This is a genomic window from Massilia suwonensis (genome assembly GCF_042655665.1).
In the GTDB taxonomy this organism is placed as follows: Bacteria; Pseudomonadota; Gammaproteobacteria; order Burkholderiales; family Burkholderiaceae_D; genus Telluria; species Telluria suwonensis.
The window spans coordinates 1,501,480-1,514,150 of the sequence record NZ_JBHSMR010000013.1 but is presented as its reverse complement, the minus strand read 5'-3'; the positions used below and the strand labels follow the sequence as shown (position 1 = coordinate 1,514,150).

Genomic DNA, 12,671 nt, shown 5'->3' with positions numbered 1-12,671 from the left:
ATGTGTATCAAACCCTAACTCATCAAATCATTGAGATTGAATAAACCTGCTGACATATCAGATGGAGGAGTAATCATGAACGTTCGAATCTTATGTGCCGCCGCCGCGGCACTCGCCTGCTGTCCCATGACGGGAGCGCAGGCGCAGGACCTGACCGGATCCACGGTCAACCTGGCGGCCTATTGCTGCACCGCGCCGATCGAATCCAACCGGGTCACGGCCCTTCTATCGGCGACCGTGGGGCCTGCGGTCGAATTCCCCGAAGGTGTCCTCACGTCGCTGGATCCAAATCTCGAGCCGGTTCCGGTGACGATCGATGTCGGCGCATCGACGATCGACATCGACTACGGGGCGGGCGGCACCACGGCGCCGGGAGGCTTCAACGGCTTCGTGTTTTCCTTCACGGGCGCTCCTGCCATCCTGAGCGTGTCGGTCGATCCCTCGAGTACCTATACGCCGGTCGTGACGTTCGAAGGGAACAGCATCTTCGTCAACGAGGCCGGCCTGACCCTGACCGCGGACTCGCGCGCGCTGATCAACGTGACGCCGGTTCCCGAGCCGGAAATCTACGCGATGATGCTGGGCGGCCTGGGCCTGGTGTCGGCCCTGGCTTCCCGGCGGCGGCGCAAATAGGAGGAGCACAAAAAAACGCCCGGGCGCCGTATGGCGCGCGGGCGTCGAAGCCTCGCAGGAGGGAGGAGCTCTTACTTAGAAACGCAGGTTGGCCGTCAGGCTGGCCGAGCGCGGCGTGCCCGGCGTGTAGCGGTAGCCGCTCTTGTTGATCGCCGCGACGTAGCGCTCGTCGCCCAGGTTGTAAACGTTAAGGCGGATGTCGAGGTTGCGATTGATGGCGTATGAGGCCATCGCGTCGACAACCCAGTACGAATCGGCATAGGCCGGGGTGCCGACCGCGCCGTCGGTGCCGCGCAGCAGGCGGCCCGAGTAGCGCGCGCCGCCGCCGACCTTCAGGCCGAAGGGCAGGTCGTACGAGGTCCACAACGTAAAGGCGCTCTTGGGCGTGTAGGTCAGCGCGTTTTCTCCGCCGGCGGTGACCAGCTTGCCGGCTTCGACGCTGGTGTCCATGTACAGGTAGCCCGCGCTGACCAGCCAGTTGCGCGCCACTTCGCCGACCATGCCCAGTTCCACGCCCTGCACGCGCTTCTTGCCGGTCTGGTAGTACTTGAGGTCGACCGGGTCCTGCTCGACTTCGTTCTTCACTTCGGTGCGGAACAGGGCCGCCGTCAGCGCCAGCTTCTGCCTGAGCAGGTCGACCTTGCCGCCAATTTCAGTGGTGAGCGTCTCCTGCGGATCGTAGATCGGATTCTGCGCGCTGTTCAGGTTACCCGAGACCGTGAAGCTCGCACCCGGCGGCTGCTTCGAGCTGGCGGCCATCGCGTACACGCTGCTGTTGGCGGTCGGCTTGTACAGCACCGAGAGCTTGCCGTTGACGAGCGTGTCGCCCACCTTGAAGTGGGTCGGCGTCAGCGCGGTCGTGGCGTTGTTGACGATGGTCGCCGCCACCGCCGTGTAGTCGCCGCTGTAGCGGTCGGCGCGCAGGCCGCCGGTGACGATCCAGCGGTCGCCGATCTTGATGGTGTCGAAGGCGTACAGGCTTTGGGTGTCGACGGTGGCGTCGTTGTAGGCGCCGCTGCGCTTCGGTGCGAAGCCGACCAGGGCCGCACTTGGGTCCGGGGCGTACAGGCTGGTGCGGCCGGCAACGCCGACCGTGCCCAGGCTCGCCGGGATGTACGAGTAGGCCACCTGGCTCTCGCTCGTGAATTCGAGACCCGTCACCAGCGTGTGCTGCAGCGCGCCGGTGCCGAACTGCGAGGTGAGGGCGGTCTGGTTGGTGATGATCTTGTTCGACTGGTCCTTGATGGTGCGGGTATTGCGCACCAGGGTCCAGGCTTCCGGCGTGCCGAGGGTGGCCGGCGTGGTGCCGATATTGGCGCTGGTGCCCATGAAGGCGGTCAGCAGGTAGTCCTGGCTGGTGCGGCCGTAGCGCGCGATGTTGTGCAGCTTGAAGCCGGGCGCGAAGTCGTGCTCGATGCGCACGGTGGCCATGTCGGCGGTGATCTTGTCGTAGTCGGCATCGGAACCGTAGAAGTTCTGCGGATCGACCATCGGCGCGCCGCCGATCTGCGGGCGGGTGGCGTCCGGACTGGTGTAGCCGGGCAGGCCGATGGTCGGCACGCCGCCGTCGGGGATGTTGTCCTGCTTGACGTGCAGGTAGTCGAGCACCACGCGCGTCGGGCCGTTCAGGCCGAAGCCGACGCTCGGTGCGATGGCCCAGCGCTTGTCGTTGACGACATCGCGCGCCGCGTGGCCGGAGTCCTGCGCCATCGCGTTCAGGCGCAGGGCGATGCCGCGCTTCTCATTCAGGACTTTATTGACGTCCGCGGTGATGCGCTTCTGCGAGGCGCTGCCGCCCGTGACCGAGCCGGAGACGGCGTCTTCCATCGCGGCTTTTTTCGTCACCAGGTTGACCGAGCCGGTCGGCGCGCCGCGGCCGTTGTCGGTGCCGGCCGGGCCCTTCACGACGTCGATCTGTTCGAGGTTGAAGACGTCGCGCGAGATCGAGCCGACGTCGCGCACGCCGTCGACGAAGATGCTGCCCGAGGTGTCGAAGCCGCGCATGAAGATGGCGTCGCCGGTGTTCGTGTTGCCGTTCTCGCCGAGGAAGAAGGCGCCGACGCCGGGCGTATTGCGCAGCGCTTCGGTCAGGGTGAGGGCGCCTTGCTGCTCGATCAGTTCCTTCTTGATGACCTGCACCGACTGCGCCGTGTCGACCAGCTTCTCGGTGTACTTCGGCGAGGAGGCGTGGTCCGCCTTGAAGTCGTTTTCCGTCTTGCCGCGCACTTCGACCTTCGAGACCGGGGCGCTGCTGGCGTCGTCCAGCACTTGCGGGACGGCGTCGCTGGCGCCGGCGGCGAGCGGGAGCAGCATGGTCGCCAGGGCGGCGCTCATGTGCTGGTGAAAACGGCTGGGGGCGTGCTTGCGGCTTTTGATCGAATGCATGGTCTTCCTGTTTTTCTCTCGTTGGAGGGTGCCTGCTCGGGGCGGGCGCTTCTTGTTGAACTGAGCAGCATTCTAGAGAGCGTTTAACGATTTGTAAATGCGAATTGTTATCATTCGCGTTTTGATTCAATATTTCCGGGGCCGGTGGTTGTAGGGTGGGCATGCCCACGCGGTGCGGCGGTCGCGGGTACGCGGCACGGGTTCTCGCCCGTGGCGGGTCACGGCCGACGTTTTGTGGATGCGGTATGCCATGGGATGAGCACGTACGCGTGGGCATGCCCACCCTACGAGCACTGTCGCGGGCATAAAAAAAGCCACCTCATGGGTGGCTTAGTAGACGTCGCGTCGATATCGGCCTTGCGCCGCAAGTTCGTCCAGCGTCTGCGCGCCTAAAGCATTCGCCAGCGCCTCGTGCACTCCGGTCGCCATGCCCTGCAAACTGCCGCAAACATAGATCGCCGCCCCACGCCCGATCCAGGCGCGCAGTTCCTCGGCCTGCTCGGCCAGCACATGCTGCACGTAGCGCGTTTCCGCCCCATCGCGCGAGAAGGCGGTATCGAGGCGCAGCCGCCCGCCATCGCGCCAGCGTTCCAGCTCCGCGCGGCAGAGGAAATCGGCGTGCGCATTGCGCTCGCCGAACACCAGCCAGTTGTCGAACACGCCCGCATCGATCCGCGCCTTCAGGTGAGAACGCAGGCCGGCCAGGCCGGTGCCGTTGCCGACGAGGATCAGCGGACGCGCGGCGTTGTCGCCGAGACGGAAGCGCGCATGTTCGCGGATGCGCAGGGCGATCGGATCGACGCCGCGCGCGTCCAGGCACAGCCAGCCGGACGCGGCGCCCAGGCTGCCGTCGGCATGGCCCTGCAGGCGCACCAGCAGTTCGATGCGGCCCTCGGCCGGCACCGAGGCGATCGAGTATTCGCGCGGCTGCTCCGGGTCGCGCGGGGCGCTGACCTGCACCAGGTCGCCGGCTTCCCAGCGAGGCAGGGCGCCTTCGGCCGGGATCAGCGCGATCCGGTACAGCGGCGCGCCGGCGCTGCCTTCGTTGAGGAGGGTGCGCTCGAGGATGCGCCACTGGCCATAGGCCGGCGCTTCCCAGTCGGGCAGGTCGCTGGTGCCGGCCAGGTGGCTCAATTGGTGCTGCCATTCGCCGATGGCCTGTGCGTCGCCGCGGTCGACGTCGATGCGCGCGAACAGGGGCGTGGCGCCGCGCGCCGCAAGCCAGGCGTCGAGCGCGCGGCCGAAGCCGCAGTAATTGGCGTAGCTGCTGTCGCCGAGCGCGAGCACGCCGTAGTGAAGCTGAGAGAGATCGAGGCCGGCGCCCATGGTCACGCCGGCAAAGCGCGCGGCGGTATCGGGCGAGTCGCCTTCGCCATAGGTGCTGGCGATGAAAAGGGCGCGCGTGGCGCTGCCGAGGGTAGCGGCGTCGAGGTCGGAGATGCACAGCGCGCGTGCCGACAATCCGCCGGTGGCCAGCGTGCCGGCGGTCTGGCGCGCCAGGTATTCGGCGTTCCCCGTCTGGCTGGCATAAACGACGAGCCAGTCGGCCTCGCCGGTGGCGGCTTCGCGCCCGGGTCTGCGCAGCATGGCCGCGCACAGGCCGCCCCAGGCGGCGATCAGGGCGATGGCGCTGGCCCAGCGCGCGGGATCGATGGTGAGCATCATTGCAGCATGGCCTGGTAAGCGGTGGTGGTGTGTTCTGCGAGGCCGCCGGCCTTTCGCAGCAGCAGGCGCGCGGCCAGTTGCCGTTCTTCGGCAAAGGCCAGGCCCGCCTCGAAGCCGAGCACGGTGATGGTGGTGGAGAGCGCATCGGCCGCCATGCACTGCGGATGCAGCACGGTGCAGGAGGCGACCTCGTTCGCGATCGGATAACCGGTGCGCGGATCGAGCGTGTGCGAAGCGCGCGCCGGGCCGTGTTCGAAGTAGCGGCGATAGTCGCCCGAGGTGGCAATCGACAGGCCGTGCAGCGCGGCGACGGTAGCGGTGCTGTCGAAACCGGGCACGCCTTCGAGCGTCACCCACCAGGGCTGGCCGTCCGGCTTCATGCCGGCGCCGCGCAGCTCGCCGCCGATCTCGACCAGGTAGTGGCGCACGCCATGCCGTTCCAGGCACCAGGCCAGGCGGTCGACGGCGTAGCCTTTGGCCACCGAGGAAAAGTCGAGCAGGGCGCCGCCCGGCTGCAGCAGGCGTTTTCCCTCACCGTCGAAGATCGGATCGAGCGCCGCGCGCGCGGCCAGCGTGGCCTGCACCTTTTCAGGCGCAGGCGCATAGAAACCCGGCTGGTTGTAGCGCCGCTCGGGACCGAAGCCCCACAGGTTGATCAGCGCGCCGGCGAAGGGATCGTAGGCGCCCCCGCTGGCGGCGGCGACCTGCAAGGCATAGTCGAGTACTTCAATAAAACGCGGCGGCAGCGCATGCCAGCTGCCGGCGGGTGCGCGGTTGTAGCGGCCGAGGACGGAGTCCGGCTCCCAGTGGCTCATCTCGCGGACGATATTGTCCAGTTCCGCCTGCATCTGCGCCTGCAGACTGCTGCGCACGCCGGAAGGCTGCAGGAAGTGCGCCGACCAGCTCGTACCCATCGTCGCCCCGCCGGCGTCGACGAGGACGCTGCCGGCCGGCGGTGCTGCGGGATCGATGGCGACGGGAACGAGAACCTGGCGCAAAGGGCGACTTACTCCGGCAGGGCTTCGAGCGTGGCCGTGTAGGCGTAGCGCTTCGTCTCGGCGGGGCCGTTGTCCGGTGCTGGACCCTTGCCCGGATTCGGCGGATAGGCCGCGTTCATCCAGTACATGTTCGCCGCCGGCAGCTTGAAGCTGGCCTCGCCTTTGGCGTCGGTGGTCAGGCGGATCTCGTTGGCCACGCCACGGTAGCGCACACCCCCCGGCACCAGGCTGAAGGGCAGGTTCGGCAGCGGCTTGCCGTCGAGGAGGAAGCGCACGCGCATCGTCTCGTTGGCGCGCAGGTCGTTCGGGTGGGTCAGCGGCACCATCTCGAGGCCGGTGTTGGTCGGCTTCAGGGCGCCTTCGCTGGTCTTGTTGGCGGTCACAAAGGTTTCGATGCGCTGGTGGGTGAGCGTCTTGCGAACGTCAAGCGCGCCGGCCGGAACCTGCTTCGCGAAGTCGGCTTCGCTGCCGCGGAAGCGCTTCACTTCGTTGCCGAGCTTGTAGCTGCCCATGACGTTGTTGCTGACCAGGGCGATGCGGTAAGTGCCGTCCTGCGGCAGCGGCAGGTCGATCGAGGAGCGCATCTTGCCCATCACGGCGGCCGGCGCCGGCGCGGTCGTGCCGTCCGGTGCCGTGACCGTCACGCCGTCCATGCGCAGCGGCATGTGGTCGACGTCGAACAGGCCTTCCGAGACGGCGCCGTCGATCGTGACCCAGCCCTTGTCTTCCACGATGGTCGAGGTCGGCAGCATCCACGGACGGTGGGCGCTGGCGGCGCCGGCGGAGGCGAGCAGGATCAGGCCCAGTACGCCATGCTTGATGAAGGAGTTGTCCATGAATTCGCCTTATTGAATGTTGAGGGAGACTGCGCCGAGTTCTTCCTTGCCGTTGGCCGTGGCCGCAACCTTGCCCTTGGCAGGCAGGGTGAAGGGCACGCGCACCAGTTCGCGTCCGCCCGCTTCGCGTGCCGCTTCGACCACTAGCTTGTAGTCGCCGGCCGGCAGCTTGTCGATGCCGGTGCGTGCCGGGCCGAAGCTCAGCGTGTGGGTGCCGGCGGCGCGGGTCGCGCCCGAGACGCCGTCGATCGGCAATTGCGCTTCGCGGCCAGCCTTACGCCACCAGGTGCGCATGTCCTTGACCCACTTCTCGCCGGCGTTGTCCTTCTTCTTGACGTCGTACAGCACAGCCAGGGTCGAGGCGACGGCGCCGTCGGCCTTTTCGATCCACATGGCGACGTAGGGCTTGTGGTACTCGGCCACGTTCAGCTGCGGCAGTTCGAACTTCACCGACAGGTCGGCGGCCACGGCGCCACCGGACAGCAGGGGGAGGGTCAGGGCCAGCGAGGGAGACAGTTTCATGCAATGCCTTCTTATATAGATGAGCGAATCAATGGACGAAAAGGAGGGCCAGCACGGCCGGCAGCACGATGCCGAAGCCGATCACGGGCCAGGTCGAGGGCCGGTTGGCGGCGTGGATTTTCATGATCAGGAAACCGGTGATGCAGAACACCAGACAGGCGATGGCGAAGATGTCGATGAACCAGCTCCACACCGGGCCGGTATTGCGGCCCTTGTGCATGTCGTTGAGCCAGGAGATGGCGCCGCGGCTGGTGACTTCGTATTCGGCCTCGCCGTCGAGGTTCACGCGCAGCCAGGCGTCGCCGCCCGGGCGGGGCAGGGCGATATACGCGTCTTCCTCGCTCCATTCGGCGCTGCGGCCGCGCAGGTCGACCGGGAAGGCGCCGTTGGCCCATTCCGCCAGCGCGGCTGGGACCGGCGCTTCGCCGTCGACGTGCTGTTCGGCATAGCTGCGCAGCGCCGGCAGCAGGGCGGCGGGCACCGTGGCCTTGATTCGGGTGACTTCGGGTTTCGATTCGATCTGCGCCGCATGGTTCAGCGTGAACCCGGTGATGCTAAAAAGCAACATTGCGGTCAGGCAGATCGCCGAGCTGATCCAGTGCCACTGATGCAGCGTCTTGAGCCACATCGCACGCCGCGCACCGGGCAACACGGCTGTGGCCCCTTCAAGAGAACGCGGCGGGTTCTGGACGGACATGGGAGCTTCCTGTTGAGTACACAACGCAAATGATAACTATTATCATTTAGACGGTCAACAAAATTCAGTCCAGCCCTTATGCATTCCATATGTTGCGTTACAATAGCCCCCGCTATTGTGCGAGGTCGGGTGATCTTGCGCAGTAACATGGGATGGCAAGAAACTTCCATCTCATCTGTCCTTCCCCCACAACTTGATGTAGTAAGTGCGATCCGCTAACCGGTCAGGCCGTGTCGCGGAAGGTTAGATTAACCCGCCAAACTCGCGAAGCGCGAAGAAAAGGTGAGCAAGAATGAAGCAACAACAATCTGCGAACTCGTACCTGTTCGGCGGTAATGCGCCGTACGTGGAAGAGTTGTACGAAGCCTACCTGAACAATCCTGGTTCGGTGCCCGATAACTGGCGCGCCTACTTCGACAGCATGCAGAACGTGCCTGCGGTCGACGGCAGTGCCCGTCCAGACGTGATCCACTCCTCCGTCATCGCCTCGTTCGCCGAGCGCGCCAAGCAGGGCCCGATCCGCACCGTCAGCGCCACCGCCGGCGAAGCCGATCCGGAAATGGCACGCAAGCGCGTCGCCGCGACCCAGCTGATCGCTTCCTACCGCAACCTCGGCTTGCGCTGGGCCAACCTGGATCCGCTGCAGCGCCAGGAACGTCCGCCTATCCCTGAACTCGATCCGTCGTTCTACGGTTTCACCGACGCCGACCTGGACACCAAGTTCAACATCAGCAATACCTATTTCGGCGGCGAGAGCGCATCCCTGCGCGACTTGCTGCAAATGCTGCGTGACACCTACTGCCGCTCGATCGGTGCGGAGTTCATGTACGTCAGCGACCCGACCGAAAAGCGCTGGATCCAGGAGCGCCTCGAGTCGACCCGTGCGACCCCGACCTTCACGGCCGAGAAGAAGCGCCACATCCTCGAGCGCCTGACGGCTGCCGAAGGCCTGGAACGCTACCTCCACACCAAGTACGTCGGCGCCAAGCGCTTCTCGCTGGAAGGCGGCGAATCCTTCATCGCCTCGATGGACGAAACCATCCAGCGCGCCGGTGAAAAGGGCATCCAGGAAATCGTCATCGGCATGGCCCACCGCGGCCGCCTGAACGTGCTGGTCAACACCCTGGGCAAGGCCCCGTCGGAACTGTTCGAAGAATTCGAAGGCAAGCACGCCGACGACCTGCCGTCGGGCGACGTGAAATACCACCAGGGCTTCTCGAGCGACGTCTCGACCCCGGGCGGCCCGGTCCACCTGTCGCTGGCCTTCAACCCGTCGCACCTCGAGATCGTCAACCCGGTCGTCGAAGGTTCGGTCAAGGCGCGCATGGAACGCCGCGGCGACCGCAAGGGCAAGCAAGTGCTGCCGATCCTGGTGCACGGCGACGCCGCATTCGCCGGCCAGGGCGTAGTCATGGAAACCCTGAACCTGGCGCAGACCCGCGGCTACGGCACGGGCGGCACGGTTCACATCGTCATCAACAACCAGATCGGCTTCACCACCTCCGACCCGCGCGACGCCCGTTCGACGCTGTACTGCTCGGACGTCGTGAAAATGATCGAAGCGCCGGTGCTGCACGTCAACGCCGACGATCCTGAGGCCGTCGTGCTGGCCACGCAGATCGCGATGGACTACCGCGTCGAGTTCGGCAAGGACATCGTCGTCGACATCATCTGCTACCGCAAACTGGGCCACAACGAGCAGGATACCCCTGCGCTGACCCAGCCGCTGATGTACAAGAAGATCGCCAAGCACCCGGGCACCCGCAAGCTGTATGCGGAAAAGCTGGCCACGCAAGGCACGATCGCGGCGGACGAGGGCGACAAGCTGGTTGCCGCCTACCGCAACGCGATGGACGCAGGCAAGCACACCATCGACCCGGTCCTGACCAACTTCAAGAACCAGTTCGCAGTCGACTGGGCGCCGTTCCTGAACAAGAAGTGGACCGACGCCGCCGACACCGCCGTGCCGATGGCCGAACTGAAGCGCCTGGCCGAACGCATCACCAAGGTGCCGGAAGGCTTCAAGCCGCACTCGCTGGTCGAAAAAGTGCTGGCCGACCGCGCCAACATGGGCAAGGGCGAGATGAACCTCGACTGGGGCATGGGCGAACACCTGGCCTACGCCTCGCTGCTGTCCTCGGGCTATGCGATCCGCCTGTCGGGCCAGGACGCCGGCCGCGGCACCTTCGTGCACCGCCACGCCGTGCTGCACGACCAGAACCGCGAGCGCTGGGACCAGGGCATCTACCTGCCGCTGGCCAACGTGTCGGACAACCAGGCGCAGTTCACGGTCATCGACTCGGTCCTGTCGGAAGAGGCGGTGCTCGGCTTCGAGTACGGCTACTCGACCGCCGAACCGAACACGCTGACCATCTGGGAAGCCCAGTTCGGCGACTTCGTCAACGGCGCCCAGGTCGTGATCGACCAGTTCATCGCCTCCGGTGAAGTCAAATGGGGCCGCGCCTCGGGCCTGGTGATGATGCTGCCGCACGGCTACGAAGGCCAGGGTCCGGAGCACTCGTCGGCACGTATCGAGCGCTTCCTGCAGCTGTGCGCGGACAACAACATGCAAGTCGTGCAGCCGACCACCGCCGCGCAGATCTTCCACCTGCTGCGCCGCCAGATGGTGCGCCAGTTCCGCAAGCCGCTGGTGATCTTCACGCCGAAGTCGCTGCTGCGTAACAAGGATGCCGGTTCGCCGCTGACCGACCTGGCCAAGGGCGGTTTCCAGACCGTCATCGGCGAGACCGACGACAAGATCGACGCCTCGAAGGTCAAGCGCGTGATCGTCTGCTCGGGCAAGGTCTACTACGACCTGGTCGGCGCCCGCAAGACGCGCGGCGTGAGCGACGTGGCGATCATCCGCATGGAACAGATGTACCCGTTCCCGCACAAGTCGTTCGCCGCCGAACTGAAGAAGTTCAGCAACGCGACCGAAGTGGTGTGGGCACAGGACGAGCCGCAGAACCAGGGCCCGTGGTTCCAGATCCAGCACAACATTTTCGAAAACATGGACGAAGGTCAGCGCCTGGCATACGCCGGCCGCCCGGCCTCGGCGGCTCCTGCCGTCGGCTACTCGGACAAGCACGTGGCGCAGCAGAAGGAATTGCTCGACACGGCGTTCTCGAAGCTCAAGGGTTTCATCCTGACCAAGTAACGCATCAGCGTCCGCGCCCGGCCGGCCCCAAGACTGGCCGGGCGTTTTTCGAAGATCACAGAATAATTTAACGGAGTTTTACATGGCACAAATCGAAGTCAAGGTCCCGCAACTGTCGGAATCCGTCGCCGAAGCGACCCTGCTGTCCTGGCACAAGAAGGTCGGCGAGCCGGTCGAGCGCGACGAAAACATGATCGACATCGAAACCGACAAGGTCGTCCTTGAACTGCCGGCCCCGGGCGCAGGCGTGATCGTGCAGCTGCTGAAGGCCGACGGCGCAACCGTCGTCGCCGGCGAAGTCATCGCCATCATCGACACCGAAGCCTCGGCACAGACCAGCCCGCTGGAAGTGAAGGCCGTGCCGTCGGCAGCCCCGAACGCACCGATCGCCGCCGCACCTGCCGCTGCCGCACCTGCAACCGGTGGTTCGCACTCGGGCGTGGCCATGCCGGCCGCCGCCAAGATCCTGGCCGACAACAACATGAACGCCGCCGGCATCGACGGCTCGGGCCGCGACGGCCGCGTGACCAAGGGCGACGCCCTGGCCGCTGTCGCCAACAAGCCAGCCGCTGCTCCAGCACCAGCGCCAGCCGCTGCCAAGCCGGCCCTGCAGCAAGTCGCCGCACCGGTCGCGCAACTGGGCGACCGTCCGGAAGAGCGCGTGCCGATGAGCCGCCTGCGCGCCCGTATCGCCGAGCGCCTGCTGCAGTCGCAGTCGACCAACGCCATCCTGACGACCTTCAACGAAGTCAACATGGCACCGGTCATGGACCTGCGCGCCAAGTACAAGGACAAGTTCGAGAAAGAGCACGGCGTCAAGCTGGGCTTCATGTCCTTCTTCGTCAAGGCCGCCGTTGCCGCACTGAAGAAGTACCCGATCCTGAACGCCTCGGTCGACGGCAACGACATCGTCTACCACGGCTACTTCGACATCGGTATCGCCGTCGGTTCGCCGCGCGGCCTGGTGGTGCCGATCCTGCGCAACGCCGACCAGATGTCGATCGCCGAGATCGAGAAGAAGATCGGCGAATTCGGCGCCAAGGCGAAGGAAGGCAAGCTGACCCTGGAAGACCTGTCGGGCGGTACCTTCTCGATCTCGAACGGCGGCACCTTCGGCTCGATGCTGTCGACCCCGATCATCAACCCGCCGCAGTCGGCCATCCTGGGCGTGCACGCAACGAAAGACCGCGCTGTCGTCGAAAACGGCCAGATCGTCATCCGTCCGATGAACTACCTGGCGATGTCCTACGACCACCGCATCATCGACGGCCGCGAAGCCGTGCTGGGCCTGGTCGCGATGAAGGATGCGCTGGAAGATCCGGCTCGCCTGCTGCTCGATCTGTAATTTCTGCGTAGTTGGGCGAACACGGCGCGTGCCAAGCGCGCGTGTTCGCCCTCACTTGAGGGGAACACCATGATCTCCGATGAAATCCGCCGTTTGCACGAACTGCACCAGGCCGGCGCGCTGACCGATGCCGAGTTCGAACAGGCCAAGGCCAAGGTACTGGCCGGCGAGCGCGTCAATCTGAACAAGAACGGCGGCTCCAGCAGCTATCACGCCGGCGGCAGCACCGTCGAGACCCAATTGCGCGCACTGCGGCGCTCGCGCCGCGACCGCTGGCTGGGCGGCGTGTGTGGCGGCCTGAACGGCGTCATGGGCATCGAGACCTGGGTCTGGCGCCTGGTCTTCCTGCTGTTCACCCTCATCACCTCCGGATTCGGAGCACTGGTCTACCTGCTGATGTGGATTTTTGTTCCAGAAGAATAAATAAGGAAGC

The 12,671-nt window shown here is 65.6% G+C and carries 10 protein-coding genes; 4 read left to right on the top strand and 6 right to left on the bottom strand.

Translation table 11 applies throughout. The features are described 5' to 3' along the window. The first annotated feature begins 75 nt into the window (after positions 1–75). Complete coding sequence (locus ACFPQ5_RS14835; protein WP_379757008.1) at positions 76–633, top strand: PEP-CTERM sorting domain-containing protein; 558 nt, start codon at positions 76–78, stop codon at positions 631–633. A 75-nt stretch (positions 634–708) separates the two neighbouring features. On the opposite strand, the gene ACFPQ5_RS14830 is transcribed toward ACFPQ5_RS14835, so the two are convergent. The 6 genes from ACFPQ5_RS14830 to ACFPQ5_RS14805 all read right to left on the bottom strand — a co-directional run bounded on the left by ACFPQ5_RS14830 (position 709) and on the right by ACFPQ5_RS14805 (position 7,736). Then, complete coding sequence (locus tag ACFPQ5_RS14830; RefSeq protein WP_379757005.1) at positions 709–3,018, bottom strand: catecholate siderophore receptor Fiu; 2,310 nt, start codon at positions 3,016–3,018, stop codon at positions 709–711. A gap of 330 nt (positions 3,019–3,348) precedes the next feature. Beyond that, positions 3,349–4,683: a sulfite reductase subunit alpha gene (locus tag ACFPQ5_RS14825; protein ID WP_379757002.1), complete on the bottom strand. Its 1,335-nt coding sequence runs from the start codon at positions 4,681–4,683 to the stop codon at positions 3,349–3,351. Next, positions 4,680–5,681 carry an FAD:protein FMN transferase gene (locus tag ACFPQ5_RS14820; protein ID WP_379756999.1) on the bottom strand — a complete coding sequence of 334 codons (1,002 nt, stop codon included), beginning with the start codon at positions 5,679–5,681 and terminating at the stop codon, positions 4,680–4,682. Before ACFPQ5_RS14820 ends, ACFPQ5_RS14825 begins: the two co-directional genes overlap by 4 nt. A gap of 8 nt (positions 5,682–5,689) precedes the next feature. After that, positions 5,690–6,517, bottom strand: a complete 828-nt coding sequence (locus ACFPQ5_RS14815) for a DUF4198 domain-containing protein (protein ID WP_379756995.1) — start codon at positions 6,515–6,517, stop codon at positions 5,690–5,692. 9 nt (positions 6,518–6,526) lie between these two features. Further along, positions 6,527–7,039, bottom strand: coding sequence for a DUF2271 domain-containing protein (locus ACFPQ5_RS14810; protein ID WP_379756991.1), 513 nt, complete (start codon positions 7,037–7,039; stop codon positions 6,527–6,529). 28 nt (positions 7,040–7,067) lie between these two features. Further along, positions 7,068–7,736: a PepSY-associated TM helix domain-containing protein gene (locus tag ACFPQ5_RS14805; protein ID WP_379756988.1), complete on the bottom strand. Its 669-nt coding sequence runs from the start codon at positions 7,734–7,736 to the stop codon at positions 7,068–7,070. Positions 7,737–8,028: 292 nt separating this feature from the next. On the opposite strand from ACFPQ5_RS14805, the gene ACFPQ5_RS14800 reads away from it, so the two are divergent. From ACFPQ5_RS14800 to ACFPQ5_RS14790, 3 genes are all read left to right on the top strand, one after another. Then, positions 8,029–10,893: a 2-oxoglutarate dehydrogenase E1 component gene (locus ACFPQ5_RS14800; protein ID WP_379756985.1), complete on the top strand. Its 2,865-nt coding sequence runs from the start codon at positions 8,029–8,031 to the stop codon at positions 10,891–10,893. Positions 10,894–10,975: 82 nt separating this feature from the next. After that, complete coding sequence (odhB, locus tag ACFPQ5_RS14795; protein ID WP_379756983.1) at positions 10,976–12,238, top strand: 2-oxoglutarate dehydrogenase complex dihydrolipoyllysine-residue succinyltransferase; 1,263 nt, start codon at positions 10,976–10,978, stop codon at positions 12,236–12,238. Positions 12,239–12,307: 69 nt separating this feature from the next. Continuing rightward, entirely contained in the window at positions 12,308–12,661 is a 354-nt protein-coding gene (locus ACFPQ5_RS14790) for a PspC domain-containing protein (protein WP_379756980.1), read from the top strand. The last annotated feature ends 10 nt before the right edge of the window (positions 12,662–12,671 follow it).

Excerpts from the sequence above, each read along its gene's own strand:
- ACFPQ5_RS14835 (WP_379757008.1), top strand. The coding sequence starts at position 76 with ATGAACGTTCGAATCTTATGTGCCGCCGCCGCGGCACTCGCCTGCTGT.
- ACFPQ5_RS14830 (WP_379757005.1), bottom strand. The coding sequence starts at position 3,018 with ATGCATTCGATCAAAAGCCGCAAGCACGCCCCCAGCCGTTTTCACCAG.
- ACFPQ5_RS14825 (WP_379757002.1), bottom strand. The coding sequence starts at position 4,683 with ATGATGCTCACCATCGATCCCGCGCGCTGGGCCAGCGCCATCGCCCTG.
- ACFPQ5_RS14815 (WP_379756995.1), bottom strand. The coding sequence starts at position 6,517 with ATGGACAACTCCTTCATCAAGCATGGCGTACTGGGCCTGATCCTGCTC.
- ACFPQ5_RS14810 (WP_379756991.1), bottom strand. The coding sequence starts at position 7,039 with ATGAAACTGTCTCCCTCGCTGGCCCTGACCCTCCCCCTGCTGTCCGGT.
- ACFPQ5_RS14805 (WP_379756988.1), bottom strand. The coding sequence starts at position 7,736 with ATGTCCGTCCAGAACCCGCCGCGTTCTCTTGAAGGGGCCACAGCCGTG.
- ACFPQ5_RS14800 (WP_379756985.1), top strand. The coding sequence starts at position 8,029 with ATGAAGCAACAACAATCTGCGAACTCGTACCTGTTCGGCGGTAATGCG.
- odhB (WP_379756983.1), top strand. The coding sequence starts at position 10,976 with ATGGCACAAATCGAAGTCAAGGTCCCGCAACTGTCGGAATCCGTCGCC.
- ACFPQ5_RS14790 (WP_379756980.1), top strand. The coding sequence starts at position 12,308 with ATGATCTCCGATGAAATCCGCCGTTTGCACGAACTGCACCAGGCCGGC.